Origin of the sequence: Rhizobium brockwellii, assembly GCF_000769405.2 — a bacterium.
Taxonomy (GTDB): Bacteria; Pseudomonadota; Alphaproteobacteria; order Rhizobiales; family Rhizobiaceae; genus Rhizobium; species Rhizobium brockwellii.
Genome location: NZ_CP053439.1, coordinates 849,399 through 868,300, shown reverse-complemented (window position 1 = coordinate 868,300; position 18,902 = coordinate 849,399). Strand labels below are relative to the sequence as shown.

Sequence of the window (18,902 nt, the reverse complement as noted above, 5' to 3'; positions counted from 1 at the left end):
CCTATTCCACCGGTTCGAGAGCGCGAGCAGGAACGGACGCGAACCGTCGCGTAAGGGCAGCGCGGGTCCGGCCGAGAGCGAAGCCGGCCGCAGTGGCCGCCAGGCCCGCGCCCAGCGCGACGGCGCGAAGAAGGCCGCTCGGCTGGCCAAGCAACATATCAGCCAATCCCCGCATAACCCCTTGGGGCAACGTCCTCGTCACATAGGTCTTTTCCGACGCCAGCGCCTCGCCGGAGCCTGCCATCAACGATAGGCTGGCCTTTGAAAGCCCTTCGGCCCAGCATCGATGAAGGAAATATTTCCACGTCGCGCGATCGGCGGGTATGGCGTGATCGCTGCCGCTCGATGGCTCGAAGACGAAACGGCCATGCGGCAAGGCCTTGGTTGCTCGGATGCAGAGTTCGGTTTCCTCGCATCCGAGCGGCAAAGCCTGGGCCGTTCGGCCCAAGCCGGAATCGAAGCCGCCCGTATGATCGAAGACGTCGCGGCGGATGCACATCGACGCGCCGATGAGGTTGCGCACCGGCCCCGGATGAAGGCCGCGATAGGTGCAGCCGAGGGTCCACAGGAATTCGTCGGGAAACCAGGACGGACGGTCTGTTTCCCACAACGGGCGGATAGCGGACACGGCGCCCAGAACCGAGGGATCCTCGAGTTGCCGCACCAAGGTCGCCAGCACATCTCGATCCGACACGGCGTCGTCGTCGAGAAACAGGATGACCTCGCCGCGGCTGACAGAAATTCCGGTGTTGCGGGCACCGGAGAGGCCGGGCGGATGAATGTTCTCGACGATCCTGACCGGGGTTTCGAAGCGCTTGGCGCGCAGACGCAGCGCCAGTGCCGGATTGTGATCGACGATGACGACGATCTCGTCCGCGGCCGGGAGCTGGCGCGCTGCCGCCTCGATTGCTTTGTTGAGAATGTCCCAGCGCTTGTCGGAATAGCAGCAGATGACGATTGCCGTCGTGAGCTTGCCGGGCACGGGGTGCTGGAAATTATCCATTTTTCATCTCCGGATCAGCGAATTGAAGGCTTACTCCGGTGGGTGCCGGGGACTGGAGTGTGTCGATTGTCATCCAGACCTTGCGGTAGATCGTTCCCCTGTCACCGCCCTTGTAGAGCCAGGCTTCCAGCCGCGCGGGAGGGCGTGTTTTTGTCGGCACGGAGAATTCGAAGGTTTGGCTAGAGGAAGGTGCCAGTTCGAAGGTTGGCATCTTTCCGATCAACGCGCCGCCCAGGACAAGATCAAGACTGTAAAGAGTCTTGGCGTCTTCCGAATTGCGCACGCCGACCGTTACCACATTGTTCGTCCAGTTCCATTTGGGCACCATCCAAAGCTCGGTGAAATGAAACGGCTTGCGTTCAAGCGCGAACGGTCGCGCCACAAGGACGGAACTCGTTGCCAAGATTATGGAAACTGCGAAGGTCCCAAAACGGCGGTCGGGCCAAGCCCAGGGAATGGCAGGAACCGGCCTTGCGAGCTGCAAAACGACATTCAGCCACCGAATGGCGATTGTCGTCAGGCCCAGCGCGTAGACCCAGCCTCGCGCATCGAGATGGCCTACGACATGCAGCAGAAGCCCTAAAAAAATGCAGGCCGCGAAGCTCAGGAACACCGAGAGCGTCCCCCTTGTGACCATATCGCCCTCTATGCGCAGGGTGTCCACCAGCATGCGGCCCGGGAGATACAGTATCAGCGGCGCGCAGAGCGCCAGGCGGACCGCCTTCTCCCAGGTCGAAAAGGTTTCGGGCAGCCACGTTACGGCCAACGCAGCGGCAAGAACCCACAGCGGAACGATTCCCAGAAAGGCACGCCGCGCCATCATCGGGGACGAGCTCCTGCATCCGCCCATGCCGTCGCGCCGATGATCTGAGCGGCGCCCGGATTCACCTTCATGAGCTTCTGCCGTATCACGTTCGGGTCGAAGGATTTCTGGACGAGATGAACGATCTTGCTGTCCAGCCGGCTCAGAGTGAGGCCGAGGTGGCTATGGATCTGCGTCAGATAGGCCCCGCGCGCCTCGCGCATCGTCGGCGACTGGTGCATCACATCGAGCAGAAAGACGGAATAGAGCGTCCATTCCCCGAACCGTGTCTGGTCTTTTGACGCGCTGAGACCCTTGAGCAGTTCGACGTAGGGTTTTGAGCCGTATTTCGACGCGATGTAGTCATTCAGCGCGATGAGCCATTCGCGCTTGAAGCAGAAGAAATCGTTGATGAAATCGACGTAGCGAATAGACCGGGCCGGCTCGACGCCGAGGATCTTTGCAACATTGTGCAACCGCCGCTTCTCGAAACGGTAGTGCAGATCGGGAAGCCTGTGGCTGGAATAATAGAGAACCGGTTCGCGCCGGTCGATCAGATCAGTCGTCTCGATGGGCCGCAGCAGCAGTGTATCCGCACCGAGATTACAGAAATGCTCGGTCCGGCAGAATTCGAAGGCGCGCAGCTTGATGATCTGCTGCCGAAACCAGCCGGGAAGTTCCAGTTCGCTGGCCGAAAGCCAGTCGTTGTCGCCGGTGACAGCGGCGCCAGGCACGAGACCCTTCGCGTCGAGGAAGGCTCTTAGAGCCCCCGGGTTGTCGGTGACCATGGTTAGGTTTCCCTTGTCGGGGAAATGCTGCTGGTAGGAACGAAGGGACGCTTCGAGCAAATATTCGATGTCCCGCGAATGGACGCACATGAAAGCGTCGATACGGCTATCGATCATTGTAAATCTCCCTCTGTTCGTCCCAAGGATTGCACCGGCTCTCCGGTCCGCCCACGAGGGACGACGGGCTGCCGTGCTTTGCCGAGCCGCCCGACGTCGAAAATGACCATGAAGCCGTTGTCGAAGGTGCGGTCGACATCGCGCTCGGAATTGAACTTGAGCAGCGACGACGCCTGGAGGGGGACCATGTGGTTTCGGTCCTGCGCGCCGCCGTCGAAATAGACGCCGACGCCGGGCAGACCGGTGGTCATGCGCAGGTCGACCATGACGAAGCCGATGCCCGAGTCGATCAGCAGCTTGCGTTCCATCGGGCCGAGATCGGCTGCGGTGATGGCCATGCTTGTATCCTGCCCACTCTCAAGCGTGGTCGAGACCTTTTGCCGGCCGTAGGTGGACAGGAGCAGGCGATTGATCCGGTCGGCTGCGAAATGCTGGTCGCCGCCCAGCCATTGGCTGGTCCACCTTGCGGCACTGATCCCCATCGGTTCTATCGACGACGAGTCGGCCGACACTTCATAGCCGGCCGGAACCAGGATGCGTGGTCCCTCGGAGCTGATGACGCCAGCAATCAGCACGGTCGTTGCGGCGGCGGCAAGCGCCGTTGCGCGCAGCCAGCCACGCGACGTGCCGTGCCAGAACGCCGCGACGGCCACCGCGACGACGATTGCGACGCCGAGGAAGGATAGCGAGCCGATGCGGTTGCCGATCTCCCACCCACTGCGCGTCAGGCGGAAGATGATACTGACGGGATAGGCCAGCGTCACCAAAACGAGGATCTGCAGAAGGCTTGACCGCCATAGGCGCCATCTGGTCGGCGGCCAGAGGATGCTCGCATTCCGGTGCTGCCCATTGAAAACGAGCGAGCGGAGAAAGCCGGTGAGAAGGCCCAGGCAGATCAGCGCGACACCCGCCATCGTCAGGTTACGTTGCCATGCAGGCGCCAAGACTCCCGTGTCCGACACGAAAAGCTTACGCGTCGTGGTCGAACTCGATACGAGTTGCGCTACCTCGTCTATGCCACCTTCCAGTACGGGAAGGATGTAGCCGCCGGTGGGGTTCCCGACGATCTTCGACCAGGCGACCGGAGCAATCACGGCGATCGAGGCCAGCAGGATCGCCTGCCGCCTCTGCTGAGCGGACGCGCCCTGCTTCAGGCATTCCATCACCGCCGTGCCGCACAAAAGGGCCGTGCAAAAATAGGACGTGAGATGATGAGTAACCGCGAGCGCCACAATCAGGAGCATGGTGGCGACGACCATTGGCCAGCCTGCCGTGCCACCCAGCTCCACGCGTCGGCTTTCCGAAGCCAACAGCACCGCCGCAAGCATGGGGATCGCCAGGCTTTCATAGGAGTAATGCACATCGAACAGCAAAAACGTCGACGAGCCCATGTAGATCAGGCAGGCGATGGAGGCGATCCGTGCCGAATCCGTGATCTTCTCAAAGAGCAGGAATAGCGCGAGCATCAGCATTATCCGTGCCGCCGCCAACACGATGAGCCCTGCCGCGAAGACGGACAGTCCAGACAGGTTGACCAAGGCGGCCGTTATGAGCTCTAGCCCGGGATAGAGGGGGCTGACCGGCAGAAGGGGATTGGGCAGGAACAGTCGCCCCGCCCCCAGAATGTCGTTCACCGTCGCCCAGTGCAGGAATTCGTCATGGTCTATGAAGGCGACGGGTGCGCGGATGACTCGGACCACGAAGAAGGCTGAGGTCACGATCACTATGAGCGCCAGGCGCTCCAGGCGGCTGGCTCCCGGATGGACGATCCGCGCCGCCGCGGGGAGAAAGATCGCGGCGATGGCGCAATAGAACGTGGGAACCGCCCAGCTCTCTCCCAGCCGACTGGCATTTGCAGCAAGAGCGGCCATAACAAGGGCGCAGCTGCACAGGAAGGCAAAGACCGGCGACATCCCCAGCGACGAAGGATCGGCAACACCCCCGACCGCGCTGTCCTGCCTGCGCAGGCCCAGAAATGCGGCGATCCACAGATCGACGCGTGGAATGGAAACCCTTCCTGTATAGTCATGACGATAAGCTCCGTCCTGGTAGGCCTTCTGCTGGCCCGGAGAAGCCCGCCCCTTAACAACGGTCATCGTGCTTCAAATCTCCAAGCAGTGCTGGACCGGTTCGCAGTGCAGGCTGCGGATGCGAAAGGACGCGTCTGTACACCATCAACAGCCGGTCCGTGCAATCGTCCCAGTCCGGCAACCTCGTCTCGATCGAGATCGGCCCCGCGTTCATGGCGGCGAGCATTTCACGCGCGGTGAAGTCTGGCGAAGCGTTGAGCGGAACGGATCGCACGAGGCCCTCCTCAGCCAGCTCCCGAAAGCCGGATGTGTCGGTGGTCAGTACGGGAGCCTTGACCGAAAGCGCCTCCATAACCGCCACGGGATGAGCTTCATAATCGCTGAGGAGCACGACAAGAGCGGCCGAAGACAAAAGATCGGCCATTGCGGACCGGTCGGTCGGCGGAATTGCCCCGATCTCGACACGGTTGCCGAGCCCGAGTTCGGCCACCTGCTGACGCAGCTTCGCCTCATAGGGCCCCTCTCCTAGGATCCGAAGGCGCATATCGGGGAATTTTGTTGCCAGCACACTAAATGCAGCAAGCGCGCGATGATGACCTTTATAGCGCTCCAGCCTGCCGAGCGAGACAATCAGCGGCCTGTCGGGAGGTGAAGCCGGTCGCCACCCTGACGTTTCCGGCAGGCGCGCGCCATTTGGGATAACGATGAACCGGTCTCTCGCGATTGCCATATTCTGGCTGAATAGATCCGCTTCGAATCGCGACACGCCAATGAGTTGCGCTGCCCTGGCAGCCAGAGGCGCAAGCATTCTATGTTGAAAGCGCCGGATCGAGGACCGAAATCGTGACGAATGGCCACCGCTGTGAAAGGTGACCACGAAAGGAAGCTCATTGTGCGATGCGGCGGCCATTCCCAGCGGTGCCAGGAATGTGTGGTAGCCTTGAACGTGCATCAGGTCCCAATCACCTTCGGCGACCGCCCTGAAGACGCCGGGGGCGAAGCACCAATCCCGCCCACGGGGAAACGTCTTCAGCCTGACAATCTGCACGCCGTCTCGGGTTTCCGCTGCCGGAAGAAGGCCGTCGGGATTGCCGGTCAATACCGTCACCGTATGCCCCTTGCGCACGAGCCGGATTGCGACCTCGCTTACATGGGTTTCCGTTCCTCCGGCAAAAGGCAGGTATCTCGCGCTGAGCATCAAAATGCGCATCATGCGGCCTCGCCAGTTAAATCCAGATTTCAGGAAATGCCCTGCTCGAGGACTTGGACGCCCGTCGGCGTACTGACGCGTTCTCGGAAGATCGTCTTCAGCACGCGCCAGCCGTCCGGGAGGGCACGCAGATTGCTGACGCCGTAGATACGCTCCGATTCAAAGCTCGCGACTTCCATGATTTTGAGCTTGTTCTTCAGGGCTCGCAAATTGATCAGCGTCTCAATTTCGAAGCCGTCGCAATCGGCACGCAGCAAGGGAACATGCCGTCTCCAAAAGCCCATGTAGCCGTAGCACAGATCGCTAAAAGAGCTGCCATAGAGCATCCGGACCAGGAGGGTCAGGCCCAGATTGCCGAAACGGCGGATGACTGTCATGTCGCTGGTGCCGCCACCCTGCATAAAGCGCGAACCCTTGACGAAATCCGCACCTGCAACAAGAGCTGCGACGAACAGGATGATTTCGTAGGGATCCATCGACCCGTCAGCATCAAGCATCACGATCATATCACCAGATGCGGCTTCGAAGCCCGTCCGCAATGCGATGCCTTTGCCCTTCTTGGGCTGAAGTACGATCTTGACATCATCGCGCATGCTTCGCGCTATATCCGGCGTTCCGTCTGTCGATCGCCCATCGACGATGATGATTTCATGCACCCAGGTCGGTATGCGGGGCAAGAGCAGCTTGATGTTTTCCGCTTCGTTCAAGGTTGGAATGACGAGTGAGGTCCTTGGCAAATTGAACATCGGACCTTTAACCGGCATCGAGGAAGGCGAGGCATGCGAGGATTCTAAAGCTTCGATTGCAGACATAAGCTCTCCTTGGCGTTTGGACCGCGTGACAAATCGCAAATCGACGATGCCCCTGAGCTGTTTGGCCGAGAGGAGGATTAGACTCTCCTGGAAGAGTATGTGGCTAAGTCTCAATGTACTTTGATCAGATCGCCAGGCTGTAAGACCGTTTCTTCGGTCGCAGGTTCGACGATGACACCATTCGGTCCAGGCCGAACGATTTCAAATTCAACACCGGCGCTATCATTCGACGATACCATCGACCGGAAGATTTCAAGATCGCTCTCGGTCGTCTTCAACGCAGTGGATAGGCCTTTTTCGGCATCCGCTGCCGACTTTTCGATCTCGATCTTGCGTTCGATACGATCGCGCTCAACGTCCTGTTTTGCTGCCGCCAACCGTTGCTTTGCGCTCTCGACATCGATGACGGCTTGCTGCTTTCGATCTTCCGACTCGGTCAGTTCGCTTTGTGCCCGGGTCAACTCAATGCTGGTGACGAGTTTGTTTTTGGCCAACTTCTCGATACTTGCCAGCCTATCCTGACGGACCCGAATCGTGGCATCATAATTGCCGACGCGTGCCTGACGCAGATCGAGATCGGCCTGAGCATTGACAACAGATTGTGCGTAAGCACTGCTCTGCGCATCCTTGCTCGTCGTTACCAATTGGCGCTGCCATGTCTCATCATCCAGCAACCGTTGGGCATCGGGATCGGGACCAAGAATAGGTGTACCAATGCTGGCAATTTGCACGGAATCGCGCTTCGCCCTGAGCACCTCGGTTCGCGACGCAAGCCGCTTCAGATCGGCCAACTCAGCCTTCAACCGCTCGATCTGGCGTGTAATTTCCACGCTCTGCCATGGCTCAATACTCTTCGCCGCCATGCCACCCGCTTGCGCAACGGCATGCAGAACAGTCATGCCGTCAACATATCGAAAGGAGCCAGGATTACGAACCGGGCCGGTAATATAAACAGGCTGGTGCTCAATCTTGACGATAGTCACGAACCCCTTTCTGCCGACCAAACTTTCGTACGAAGGCAGAATTATCGCCTCCACATCCGCCGGAGGAAGCCCTCGAACCGGGAAGCGTCCCAAAAGCGGAAGCGAAATCGTTCCGTCCGCTTCAACGACGTATTCGCCAGTCAGTTCGGGGCGCTGGTAAAAGTTCCAGGGAACCGAGCCCTGTGAACCCGTCCAGCGATCTTCTACGGAGGCCAAGCTTTCGTAAAATGCGAGATTCAATTTATCGCCTGAGCGAAGTACGTCACGCAACAATTGAGGCTGCCGGGCCGAAGTCTCACCAGATGTCGGAACCGAGACCTCTCCTGTGGGCGCAGGTAACTCTTCCGCTGCTGGCGTCAATGGAACAATTGCGGCAAATACCATGCACAGTATTGTTTGATTTAGGCGAGAACAGCTTCTCAACCTATATTCAGGCATAGCAGGCGATATTATCTGCGAAAGCTTCATGTTTCGAATTTCCGCCTTGAAAACGTACTAAGCGCTCCAGGATATTTTTAAGGTTAACATAATATTAACCATATTCAATAGTACTTAAGAAGGATTAATATATCCGCCAGGCAGGCCAAGATTCTGCATTGAAAAGAATTCAATAAAAGTAATATCTTGCGGCGACTGGGAAGCACTTCGAAACCCTTGGCCTTATCGGTTTATTTGACGATCTGCAGGGTGAACTTTGCGATCTTTGCAATGCAGCTCTCAGCTTTGGTCCACCAGAGCCGCCATCGGCGAAGAGATGTCTGAGCCAACGCCAGCATTTGAGAAATGGCTTCGAGAACGACACTTGCGCCGTCGCGATAGATGGCGAACCGACTTGTATCCGGGCCTGGCTGGGAAGCCATTTATCCACAAAATGGCATTATGTTATGTATTTCAGATATCTACAGCCAAAGAGCCTGTTGCGATAGCGTGCCCGCCATCGAGATGGGCTCTCGGCACAGGCCGACCGCTCTCCCGCAAAATGACGCCCGGCACCGCAGTCGGCGTCAATGACAGGGAAAGGTTCAAAGCTCTATGTCTGCACATGAAAAACCACTGATCGCGATTGCCGGTGCAACGAGCAAACAGGGGCGCAGCGTTGCCACGACACTGCTTGAGAGCCAACGTTTCCGGGTGCGCGCTTTCACCCGGAAAAAGGATTCGCCTGAAGCTTTGCGTCTGGAGGAACGCGGCGCTGAAATCGTCGCCGTCCCTCTCGAACTTGGCCGTCAAAGGGATCTCGTTGCCGCCTTCAAAGGCGCGGATGGCGCATTTCTAATGACGCCGCCGATCGCTCCGCCGGAAACCATCGAGACCCCTATCGGCCTACAACTGGCGGATGCCGCCGTTGAGGCCGGCGTCGGGCATATTGTTTTCAGCACGCTGGAGAATGTCGACAAGATCACCAGGGGCAAGAAGTATGCGCCGCACTTTACCGACAAAGCGCGCGTTGCAGACCACATTCGCGGCCTGCCGATCTCTCATTCCTTCATCATGCTGGCATTTTTTTACACGAATCTTCTCGAATATTATGTGCCGCGCATGGAGGGCGATACGCTCCTCTTGCCGGTCTATCTTCCCGAAGATTTCCGAGCGCCTTTTGTCGATCCGCTGACGGCGACCGGGCCGGCCGTCCTCGAGATTTTCTCAAATCCCGAGCATTACAACGGCAAAACGCTGCCGATCGTTGGCGACATCATTTCTCCGAGCGAGATGATCGAAACCTTTCAGCGTGTGACCGGGCTCAAGGCCGCGTATCGAAACGCTTTCACCCGGGATGGCCTGCTGCACTATTTTCCAGAGTTTGCCGCCAACGAGCTTCTCGTTCGAGAGATCCTGGGGATGGTCGAATATGCTGTCGACTATGGCTATTTCGGCAAGGAGCACGATCTTGAATGGAGCCGTCGCCTGAACCCCGACACGCTCAACTGGGAGCAATATCTGCGAACGACGGGGTGGCGTGGCGATAAACGGTCTTTCGGACTTTGAACAAAGACTTACGTTGGCCGGATTCCCGGCAATTTGGAAACCTCAGTGACAAGAAAGTCGACGAGAAGCCGAACGCGAGCAATGGCTGCACGCTCTGGAACGATCAGCAAGCTCACCGGAACCGGTAAGGGACGATAGTCGCCAAGCACCACCTCGAGCTGACCGGTATCCAGAAGATCGTGGACCAACCAGAGGTGTGCGGGGCCAATGCCGCGTCCGGCGGCAAAGGCTTCGCGCGCCGCAAGCCCGTGATCGACGCGCAACTTCCCACTGACGGGGATCATCAGGCTTGTGCCATCGGGAGAGGAAAGAACGAGCTGATCGCTGCCTGCCACATTGGACATTACGACGGTTTCGTAGCGTGACAGATCGGCTGGGCGCTCGGGCCGTCCGTGGACGGACAAATAGGTCGGTGCGCCCACCAGCAGCCGATGGCTCTCTCCGAGAGCATGAAGTTTCATCGCGCTGTCGGCGAGAGGCCCGAGCCGGAGTGCGACGTCGACGCCTTCGCGAACCAGGTCGATCCGCTCGTCCGTCAGGTTGAGGTCGACCCGGATATCCGGATGTTTGTCCTGGAAATCAAAGATCAGGCGTGTGATGTGCATCACGCCGAGCGCTGCCGTACAAGAAAGCCGAACAGCGCCGGCGGGAGCCTGACGGGCATCTCGCGCTTCTTCAGCAGCCTGCTCGACCAGGCGCAATATCTGCAGGCAGTTCGCATAATAGCGGCTGCCCTCGTCGGTCAGGGTGACGCGTCGCGTGGTTCGGCTGAGAAGCGGTACGCCGACAGCCTCTTCAAGCTCATTAAGGTGCCGCGTCACGGTGGATTGACCGACACCCAGCTCTCTTGCGACCATCGACAGGTTGCCGCGTTCGGCGACGCGGACAAAGGTGCGCATTCTGTCGAGAGACAGCCCCGTACTATCCATTTTTCAGCACAGTGATCATCATTCCCTCGGTATAGGGAATAATCTGGGCTGTGCCTAGTTTGAGCGATCGGCCGGATTGATCCGGCCGATCGCTGTTCATCCGAATTTGACGAGGTTGAGGACAGGCAACGGCCCGCCGGGGAATTGCGCGAGCTTGCCGCCAATCGAAATCGGCCCGAGATCGATGCCGGCAAAGCCCAGTCTGGAGATCAGCGCGCCCACCTCGGCCTTCGATTGGGCATCGTCGCCGGAATAGAAGAGCACGCGGCTGCCGCCCTCGGCGCGGGGATCGGCTGAAACCAGATGCGCCAGAAGATGGTTGAATGCCTTCACGACGCGAGCGCCGGGCACCAGGCTCGCGAAGACTTCCGTCGACAAGCGGCCATTCAGCTCGGCCGGTTTGAACAGCGGTCCTTCGATGGGGTTGTTGGCGTCGATGAGGATGCGACCCGCCCAATCGGGAAGACCTGCCAATGCCTTGGGAAGCTTTGACCAAGGAACGGCGACAAGGACGAGGTCGGCTTTCGCCGCCTCTTCGATCGTCCCCGCCGTAATGTGCGGCGACAGCTCCTCGGTCAGTTCCTGCAATGTGTCAGGGCCGCGACTGTTTGAGATCGTGGCAGCGATGCCGTTGCGGGCAAGGGCTCGGGCGAAGGCGGAGCCGATCTTGCCGGCGCCAATGATACCGATGGTCATTGCGATAACTCCATTGTTTGGTTTCGATGGAGCGAATATCGCCTCGTTATTCCCTTGTGATTAGACGGAATTGCCTGTTATCAATTTCAAGCATTCATTGAAAGTCATGGTATGGAGACGCTCGCAAACCTGGAATCCTTCGTGCGCAGCGCCGAGCTTGGCAGCTTCTCCTCGGCGGCACGGCGGCTCGGCCTGACGCCGGCGGCGGTCAGCCGCAATGTCGCAGCCCTTGAAGGCAACCTGAAGCTCAGGCTGTTTCAACGAAGCACCCGAAGTCTGACGCTCACGGAAGCAGGCGAGCGCTTTCTGCTTTCAATCTGTGACCATCTGGACAGCCTTCAGGGAGCGATCTCGGAGGCATCGAACGAACAGTCCGAACCATCCGGCGTGCTGAAACTCAGCATGAGCCCGACACTCGGCATCGGCTACATCCTTCCGCTATTGCCGCAGTTCATGCAGCGATATCCGATGATCCGGCCGGAATGGATGTTCGAAAACAGACAGGTCGATCTGATCGCCGAGGGGTATGATGCGGCGATCGGCGGAGGGTTCGAATTGACGCCCGGCATCATCGCCAGGCCATTGGCGCCCGCTCATATTATCCCCGTGGCATCACCGGGATATATGGGCGATCGGGTTCCGCCTCATGATCCGTCCGGCCTGCGCGAACTCGACGGTATCGTCATGCGCTCGATGCGGACGGGTCGAATTCACCAGCGGCAGATGCGCAATCTTGCTGGAGATGAGCAGCCTGCGGCCTTGAAAGAGACGATCGTCGTCAACGATCCCGCGGCAATGCGATCCGCCGCGCTGCTCGGCCTTGGTGCCGCGATGATCGCCAAGGCGGATGCTCTTGGTTATCTGGAGAGCGGCGAGCTGATCCAATTGATCCCGGCATGGTATGCCGATGCAGGCCCGATTTCGATCTATTATGCAAACCGTACCCTGCTGCCCTCCAAGACAAGGGTGTTCATCGACTTCCTGACGGAGGTTTTTCACCGTGAGCGATGGCCGGAACGATTTGCAGGAACACTGGGCTGATATCGGCAGACACAAAGCTGGCAGATCGTACCAGATTGCCGCGTCAAGCCGCGCCAAAGCAATTCCAGGAAAAGTGTGAAGCGGTTTTCCGTACGGAATTGCGTAAAAACAAAAACTTAGAGCGGTTCTGCGTTTCCATGAAAAGCTGAACCGCTCTAGCGCGTCGAGCCGCGCGGGATGATGGTGAAGCCGCAATCGACCTTGTCTTCGCCGGGCGGCTCGTCGCGGATGGCGCGCAGCAGCATGTCGGCGACGCGGTGGCCGATATCGTAGCGTGCAATCTGCACCGTCGTCAGCGTCGGCTGGGTGAAGGCTGAAAATTCCAGATTGTTGAAGCCGCAGATGCCGACATCCTCCGGCACGCGGATGCCGCGCACGGCGCATTCGATGAGCACGCCGAGCGCCAGATCGTCGCTTTGGGCAAAGACGGCATCGATATCCGGCACGCGCTGCAACAGGCGGGCAAACAATTCCCTGCCGAGGCCGGTGCTGCTTCCCTCATCTCCGCCAATGGCGAGATCGGGATCGAAACGGCCGGCCTCCCGCATCGCGGCCTCATAGCCTTCCTTCCGGCGACGCGAGCGAATATCCGTGCCGCGGCCGATGAAGCCGATCCTCTCATAGCCCCTCGACAGCAGGAAGCGGGTGGGTTCGGCGCCTGCCGCATGATGATCCAGGCCGACGACCAGCCTTGCCGGCTCCTGGCTGAGATCGGTGATATGGGCGATCGGACAGGTGGCGTTCTCGATCAGCGGCAGAAGATCACCATAGGATTCGGCACCGGCGATGATGACGCCGGCCGGCTTCTGCGTCAGGAAGGATCTGAGTTCGCCGGCCTCGCCGTCGGCATGGTGGAGCGTATTGGAATATTGCACGCGGAATTCGGTGGCGCGCAAGCAATCCTCGATGCCGATCATCAGGCCGGCGAAGCCGTGCTGGTGCAAAGCGGGCGTGATGACGCCGATGATGCCGTTATGGCGACCGGCCAGCGCCCGGGCGGCAAGATTGGGGGTGTACCCCATCTCGTCTACCGTGCGCAGGATGGTCTGGCGCAGATCCTCCGAGACGATTTCAGGATTGCGAAGCGCGCGCGAAATCGTGATGGGGCTGACCCCCACCTTCTTCGCCACATCGCTCAACTTCACATGCGCGCCGCGCCTGGCCTTCCGCCCCCGCTCCACTGCTGCCCTCATCGCCCCTTATACGTCGTCCGCGAATCTCGCTTGCCCTCGATTCGCGGCCTTCACTTTCTGAAGAAGAAATAATTTAGAGTCTACTAACATTTTATATTCGCAACAGGATCCCGGAATATAACTTCCAGAAACAGCAGCAGGATCGTCTGCCGGCAAATTACGGACGCATGCGGCGATCGGATCACCGCCTGCGGGAATGAGTCCATCTATTTTCGAATGAAAACATCGCGGCAGCGGCGGAGCGAGGCAAAGTCAGGCCGGATTTTTTGAGAAGCTCAAACGCTGCGTGAGCGAAGATTAGATTCCGATCATATCTTACAAATCGGCAATATAAACATGATCAAACTTTAATTTGTAAATCCCTTCGGTGGGATCATATGAATCCCGAGCGCCAATTCTTCTCTTCCGCCGGTCGCCGCCGCTGACGACTGCGCGTTCCCAAGAGGAATTGGCGCTCAATGCCATCCGACGCCAGGTCCCAAGACATGGAACCACGACGCCATCAAAAGCCAACGCTCTCGCAAGAGACCCCCGCCCAAGGGATCACCACCATGTCACACATTCTCCGCAACCATCGCACCGCAGCGCTTGTCGGGGCCGCCATCATCGCCGGCGCGGCATGCCTGCCCTTCACCATCAACACCTCCAGCGCCGTTGCCGCACCTTCGGATGCCGGAGGCGTTCTCGCCCCCAGCGGCTCCTTCGCTTCCATCGTCGATGCCGACAAGCCTGCCGTCGTCACCATCACCACGACGATGAAGGCGACCGATGTCAGCGCCGACCAGCAGGAATCGCCGATGGACGAGCAATTCCGCCAGTTCTTCGAGGATCAGGGCATCCCGCTGCCGCGCCAGGCGCCGAAAAACCGGCCTTCGCAGCAGGCGATGGCGCTCGGCTCCGGCTTCATCATCAGCCCCGACGGGGTGATCGTCACCAACAACCATGTCATCGACAATGCCGTCGATATCAAAGTGACGCTGGATGACGGCACGGAACTGCCGGCCAAGCTGATCGGCACCGATCCGAAATCCGATGTCGCCGTGCTGAAGATAGAGGCGGGCAAGCCGCTGCAGACCATTGGCTGGGGCGATTCCGACAGGCTGAAGCTCGGCGACCAGATTCTGGCGATCGGCAACCCTTTCGGCATCGGCACCACGGTGACGGCAGGCATCGTCTCGGCGCGCGGCCGCGACCTGCACAGCGGGCCCTATGACGATTTCATCCAGATCGACGCGCCGATCAACCATGGCAATTCCGGCGGTCCGCTGGTCGACCGCAGCGGCAATGTCGTCGGCATCAACACCGCCATCTATTCGCCGAATGGTGGCAGCGTCGGTGTCGGTTTCGCCATTCCCTCCGACGAGGCCAAGGCGATCGTCGCCAAGCTGCAGAAGGACGGCTCGATCGATCACGGCTATCTCGGCGTGCAGATCCAGCCGGTCACTAAGGATGTCGCCGATGCCGTCGGCCTCGACAAGACCGGCGGCGCGCTGGTTGCCGCCGTCACCGCCGATACGCCGGCCGCCCATGCCGGCCTGAAGCCCGGCGATATCGTCACGTCAGTCGGCGGCGAGAGCGTCAAGACGCCGAAGGACCTGTCGCGCCTGGTGGCGGACCTTTCGCCGGGCGCCAAAAAGTCCCTCAGCATCTGGCGCGACGGCAAGACGATCGATATCAACGTCACCGTCGGCACCAATGAGGAAGGCCAGAAGCAGGCCGCGGCCGAAAGCCCCGACGCTCAAGATCAGAGCACCGGGCAGCCGAGCCTCGGCATCGGCCTTGCCGATCTGACGCCCGATGTGCGCCAGCAGCTCAACCTGCCGCGCTCGATCAACGGTGCGGTGGTCGCCAAGGTCGCCCCGGACAAGTCAGCGGCTGCCGCCGGTATCCAGTCCGGCGATGTCATCGTCTCGGTGAATGACAGACCTGTTCATAACGCCCGCGACGTCAAGACCGCGATTACAGACGCCGGCAAGGCCGGCCGCAAGTCGGTGCTGCTGCTCGTCGAACGCGATGGCAACAAGACCTTTGTCGCCGTGCCGTTTGGGGCGGCCTGACGGTCGCCCGAGCTGTTGCTGCAAACAGGAAAGCCTGCATGACGCGGGCTTTTCGACAGACCTGGCGGAAAGGCCTTGGAGCAAAGCACCGCTCGGTCTGCAAGAAATCTATAGGGCGCCGTCTGCTCCTCTATTTCCTGCTCAGGGAGATTTCAGCTTCGTTGTCTTTGCGCGCAGGCGGGATTTGCCCTTTTGGTGGTTTGCCTCTTGCTGTTTTACCGCATCGGAGTGGCTGCGTTGCGCGGCCTCCAATTGCTGCCGCGTCGGGAGATCGTGGTCGTAGGTGGAAGCGCTGAATGCCGTCGCGTTATCGAATGGACCTTTGTGTGGACGCGCCAGACCATAGGCTTGGCTATCGGCGCTATCGATCCCCTCCTCCGCTGACGATGACCGCGCTTGACGAGCCTGCGTTATCAGATCGTCTGCAGTCGGGCTTAAGATTGCGATTTTCCGCAAGAAGGCGATGATTTTGCTTTTCCCGGCCCTGTCCTTTCGATTGGCATGGATCGCGGACATGTCTTCTTCCTTGTTCGTCATGTTATCGGGACGATCGATCCGGGGGCGTCGGCGACATCTCAGCAGTCCTGTTCACGGGACCTCGGACAATCGTTCAGGCAGCCTGGTTTTGGGAAAACGGTAAGCTGGCGGCCGCAGCGATACGTCCGCACGCCCGGACGCCGTGTACCGCGCGATCCGATAGGCTTTCACCGGGGCGCCGCCGTCATCCTGCCATCGGGCAAAGGAGCCGTCCTCCGTCGCCTGCGGAAGCGGGCCGGAACTCAACTGAGTCGCGAGATACATTTTCAGCGCCGATTTTAACGCGGCCTCATCGACGATCCCCATTTGGAAACAGTGAATGAGGAAACTTGTGGCGGTGATCTCACCCTCATCGGCCGCGTGGATTTCGCCGCCGCGAAAGCCGACCTTTCGCAGAATACGATCCAGCATTCTCAAATTGTCGATATCGAAAAACTGATCTGATGTGGAAGACATGGCGTCCTCCTTCGTTGGGGCTAGGGTTCACTGGCGCCAGATTTACTGTCGCGCCCCAAGCAGCGGTGCCCGTATCGTGCCCGCCGATGGCGCAGCTTGCGCTCTTTGCCATCTGACCGCAACCTCATTCGGCGGTAGCCATTGATAACGGCGGGGCGGAACCCATTTTAGAGAGAGGAGGATACGCATCATGCAGTTCAACGGTGAAGCGACCCTCACAAAGCCGTCGGCACTGGCGGTTTCGGAAAGGCGTGCGCTCATAGATCACCTCAGAGAGGTGATAGCAGGCCTGGCTCACGGGCTGGCCGCCGACGGATTGCTGGACCTTGTGCCGCCTCTGCTTGAGATAAACAAAGTCCTCCGCGATATGACGGACGAAATTTCGCGTGCGGATCCGGTCTATTCCGACGAGATCATCACTGGTACGGTGCGCTTGATCAAGACATCGCAGGCTTTGCTTGATGATCGGGTCATCGTGCAGACGATCCATTAAGATCTGCCGACGGTCGGGTTTGGCGGCAGGCTGAATGCCAAACATTGGCATCAAGATGCCCGTTCCGGCCAGCCGTGCATCGACAATCATCGCCGGGTCCGAAGTCCGCACAGCGGCTCCCGCCCACTTCCAAGGATAACCGCAATGGCACTTATCTTTCCCAACAGAAGCCGCAGCTTCGATGAAGCGCGAAAAGGTGTCCGCTTCACCGGCTATGACGGCATGTTCGAAGTCCGGTTTCTGGTCGAAGAGGCAGCGCTTGGCAGCGCGATCACCCAGAACTCCACCGAGGCCGCCTATCTCAATGCCTTCGATGCGGCGCGCTCTGCCATTCAGGAGGCCGCATCGAGAGCCTATCAGCATCGACGCGGAAACAACTTCACGCTCACGGCTGCGGATTTTCGCTAGTCGCGGGGAAGCGCCGAATGAACCGGCCACCATCCTGCTACTGCCGAATGAGACAAGGGAAGCAAAGCATATGGTTTCCACACGATACCGTCCGAAAGACCTGAAGCTGGCGCGTCGCCATATCGTGAAGGCGGCGCATCGCGTTGCCGATCAGGAAATGGTGATCAAGAAACTATTGCGCAAAGGCAGACCCTCCGGATCGGCCTATGCGCTGCTCAGCAGGCTCTACGACGATCAGCGGCGGAAGCTCGACCGGCTGAAACTGATCGAAGCGATGGTTGAGGTAGAAGGGCAATTGTGTGTGGACGTGCCCAGCAATCCTGGCACCTCCGCGCCGCCCTTTGCGATCGTGCACAGCAGCGGGATCTCTCTGCCGGACCGGCAATCCGCCACGCCTTGTAGCGCAGATGTTTGGCGCCCATATCTGGTGTAGTGGCAGCTTGTGAACGGGCGCTGCTTCCCCGGGTAATCAGAGTTACCTGGCCCCAACCAAAGGAGGGCATCATGTCTTCCACGGTAACCATCCATTCGTGGAAACGCCTGGCCCAGCATATCGGCAGGTTCCGATACATCAACTTCCTGGTGAAATCGACACCAGCAATCTGTCTGGCCTTTATCGTTTATATCATCTTCAAGGATGTCTTCTGGTAAGCGCGACAAGATTGTTGATGCGGGCCAAGACACTTTGCTGCCTGTCAAACGAAGGTTTGAAACGCTGACGGAATTGGATAATGCGATGCAACTGCGAGAAATGGATGAACAAGACTGCCTCGCCTTTCTGGCAGGCCACACCCGTGGCCACCTAGCATGCCTCGGCGAAAAATATCCCTATATCGTTCCCATCCAGTATGCCTATGAAAAAGACCGGCTTTTCATATTTTCCATGCCGGGCCTGAAGATTGATCTGTTGCGGGCCCATTCACCGGCCTGTGTTCAGGTTGAAGAATTCGGCGAAAACCGAACGTGGAAGAGCGTGCTTGTTCAGGGCACCTATGATGAGCTGACCGATACGCCGGCCCGGCATGACGAACGCCTCCACGCCTGGTCGCTCCTGCAGAAGCAACCGTTTTGGTGGGAACCCGGATCGCTTGCCTTAAACTCGGAGAGCGAAGACGGCCCTGCTCCCTCCATATTCTTCGGTATCTCGATTGAGATGGTATCGGGGAGGCAAGTGGTTTAATATGCAGCCTTCAGGCTGGCTGTGCCTTTATCCTTGATTCGCAAGGCGGCGCTGCTGCATGATATATGGAACTCCAGACAAGATACCTCCAGCTAAACGCTGTCCGATACCAGCCTTCCCATAGGGGCGCGGATTGCTTGATGCATCCTACCAACGTGGCCAGCTGAACTGCAGTATTGCG

General features: G+C 59.1%; 20 protein-coding genes and 1 pseudogene. 8 read left to right on the top strand and 13 right to left on the bottom strand.

All coding sequences use genetic code 11. The annotated features are described in order from the left end of the window. Position 1: 1 nt before the first annotated feature. The 8 genes and pseudogenes from RLCC275e_RS04420 to RLCC275e_RS34745 all read right to left on the bottom strand — a co-directional run. Positions 2-1,003, bottom strand: coding sequence for a glycosyltransferase family 2 protein (locus RLCC275e_RS04420; protein WP_033182891.1), 1,002 nt, complete (start codon positions 1,001-1,003; stop codon positions 2-4). Continuing rightward, positions 996-1,826 (bottom strand): membrane protein, encoded by an 831-nt coding sequence (locus RLCC275e_RS04415; RefSeq protein ID WP_033182890.1) that lies wholly within the window; start codon positions 1,824-1,826, stop codon positions 996-998. Before RLCC275e_RS04415 ends, RLCC275e_RS04420 begins: the two co-directional genes overlap by 8 nt. Continuing rightward, positions 1,823-2,710, bottom strand: coding sequence for a DUF6492 family protein (locus tag RLCC275e_RS04410; protein ID WP_033182889.1), 888 nt, complete (start codon positions 2,708-2,710; stop codon positions 1,823-1,825). Before RLCC275e_RS04410 ends, RLCC275e_RS04415 begins: the two co-directional genes overlap by 4 nt. Continuing rightward, the gene (locus RLCC275e_RS04405; RefSeq protein WP_033182888.1) at positions 2,707-4,806 is read right to left on the bottom strand and encodes a putative glycosyltransferase family protein; all 2,100 of its coding nucleotides are present in this window, start codon (positions 4,804-4,806) and stop codon (positions 2,707-2,709) included. The genes RLCC275e_RS04410 and RLCC275e_RS04405 overlap by 4 nt, the downstream gene beginning before the upstream one ends. Then, on the bottom strand, positions 4,793-5,953 hold the full coding sequence (locus RLCC275e_RS04400; protein ID WP_033182887.1) for a glycosyltransferase family 4 protein: 1,161 nt from the start codon (positions 5,951-5,953) through the stop codon (positions 4,793-4,795). The genes RLCC275e_RS04405 and RLCC275e_RS04400 overlap by 14 nt, the downstream gene beginning before the upstream one ends. Before the next feature lie 26 nt (positions 5,954-5,979). Beyond that, positions 5,980-6,762, bottom strand: coding sequence for a glycosyltransferase family 2 protein (locus tag RLCC275e_RS04395; RefSeq protein WP_033182886.1), 783 nt, complete (start codon positions 6,760-6,762; stop codon positions 5,980-5,982). Positions 6,763-6,872: 110 nt separating this feature from the next. Beyond that, positions 6,873-8,129 carry a polysaccharide biosynthesis/export family protein gene (locus RLCC275e_RS04390; RefSeq protein ID WP_245483450.1) on the bottom strand — a complete coding sequence of 419 codons (1,257 nt, stop codon included), beginning with the start codon at positions 8,127-8,129 and terminating at the stop codon, positions 6,873-6,875. A 287-nt stretch (positions 8,130-8,416) separates the two neighbouring features. After that, positions 8,417-8,520, bottom strand: a pseudogene (locus RLCC275e_RS34745) (IS5/IS1182 family transposase); the annotation flags it as partial. 257 nt (positions 8,521-8,777) lie between these two features. Between RLCC275e_RS34745 and RLCC275e_RS04385 the strand changes: the two are divergent. Next, positions 8,778-9,731, top strand: a complete 954-nt coding sequence (locus tag RLCC275e_RS04385; protein WP_033182883.1) for an NmrA/HSCARG family protein — start codon at positions 8,778-8,780, stop codon at positions 9,729-9,731. Positions 9,732-9,739: 8 nt separating this feature from the next. Here the strand turns inward: RLCC275e_RS04385 and RLCC275e_RS04380 are convergent, their stop codons facing one another. Beyond that, positions 9,740-10,660 carry a LysR family transcriptional regulator gene (locus RLCC275e_RS04380; protein ID WP_033182882.1) on the bottom strand — a complete coding sequence of 307 codons (921 nt, stop codon included), beginning with the start codon at positions 10,658-10,660 and terminating at the stop codon, positions 9,740-9,742. A gap of 96 nt (positions 10,661-10,756) precedes the next feature. Then, the gene (locus RLCC275e_RS04375; protein WP_033182881.1) at positions 10,757-11,356 is read right to left on the bottom strand and encodes an NADPH-dependent F420 reductase; all 600 of its coding nucleotides are present in this window, start codon (positions 11,354-11,356) and stop codon (positions 10,757-10,759) included. A 111-nt stretch (positions 11,357-11,467) separates the two neighbouring features. Here RLCC275e_RS04375 and RLCC275e_RS04370 point away from each other — a divergent pair, with 111 nt between their 5' ends. Further along, positions 11,468-12,397: a LysR family transcriptional regulator gene (locus RLCC275e_RS04370; RefSeq protein WP_033182880.1), complete on the top strand. Its 930-nt coding sequence runs from the start codon at positions 11,468-11,470 to the stop codon at positions 12,395-12,397. Positions 12,398-12,552: 155 nt separating this feature from the next. Here RLCC275e_RS04370 and RLCC275e_RS04365 read toward each other — a convergent pair whose 3' ends face one another. Next, entirely contained in the window at positions 12,553-13,590 is a 1,038-nt protein-coding gene (locus RLCC275e_RS04365) for a LacI family DNA-binding transcriptional regulator (RefSeq protein ID WP_033182879.1), read from the bottom strand. A 551-nt stretch (positions 13,591-14,141) separates the two neighbouring features. Here RLCC275e_RS04365 and RLCC275e_RS04360 point away from each other — a divergent pair. Beyond that, complete coding sequence (locus RLCC275e_RS04360) at positions 14,142-15,647, top strand: DegQ family serine endoprotease (protein WP_033182878.1); 1,506 nt, start codon at positions 14,142-14,144, stop codon at positions 15,645-15,647. A gap of 141 nt (positions 15,648-15,788) precedes the next feature. Here RLCC275e_RS04360 and RLCC275e_RS04355 read toward each other — a convergent pair whose 3' ends face one another. Both RLCC275e_RS04355 and RLCC275e_RS04350 read right to left on the bottom strand, forming a co-directional pair. Beyond that, positions 15,789-16,163, bottom strand: coding sequence for a hypothetical protein (locus RLCC275e_RS04355; protein ID WP_033182877.1), 375 nt, complete (start codon positions 16,161-16,163; stop codon positions 15,789-15,791). A 72-nt stretch (positions 16,164-16,235) separates the two neighbouring features. Continuing rightward, positions 16,236-16,640 (bottom strand): hypothetical protein, encoded by a 405-nt coding sequence (locus RLCC275e_RS04350; RefSeq protein ID WP_033182876.1) that lies wholly within the window; start codon positions 16,638-16,640, stop codon positions 16,236-16,238. Positions 16,641-16,830: 190 nt separating this feature from the next. Between RLCC275e_RS04350 and RLCC275e_RS04345 the strand changes: the two genes are divergently transcribed. The 5 genes from RLCC275e_RS04345 (at position 16,831) to RLCC275e_RS04325 (ending at position 18,721) form a co-directional block, all read left to right on the top strand. Continuing rightward, complete coding sequence (locus tag RLCC275e_RS04345; RefSeq protein WP_018449489.1) at positions 16,831-17,133, top strand: hypothetical protein; 303 nt, start codon at positions 16,831-16,833, stop codon at positions 17,131-17,133. A gap of 144 nt (positions 17,134-17,277) precedes the next feature. Continuing rightward, positions 17,278-17,541, top strand: coding sequence for a DUF1488 family protein (locus RLCC275e_RS04340; RefSeq protein WP_003557531.1), 264 nt, complete (start codon positions 17,278-17,280; stop codon positions 17,539-17,541). Between the two features lie 70 nt (positions 17,542-17,611). Continuing rightward, positions 17,612-17,974, top strand: a complete 363-nt coding sequence (locus RLCC275e_RS04335) for a hypothetical protein (protein WP_033182875.1) — start codon at positions 17,612-17,614, stop codon at positions 17,972-17,974. 71 nt (positions 17,975-18,045) lie between these two features. Further along, complete coding sequence (locus RLCC275e_RS04330; protein WP_165418910.1) at positions 18,046-18,192, top strand: hypothetical protein; 147 nt, start codon at positions 18,046-18,048, stop codon at positions 18,190-18,192. An 85-nt stretch (positions 18,193-18,277) separates the two neighbouring features. Next, positions 18,278-18,721 (top strand): pyridoxamine 5'-phosphate oxidase family protein, encoded by a 444-nt coding sequence (locus RLCC275e_RS04325; RefSeq protein WP_003557525.1) that lies wholly within the window; start codon positions 18,278-18,280, stop codon positions 18,719-18,721. Positions 18,722-18,902: the final 181 nt, after the last annotated feature.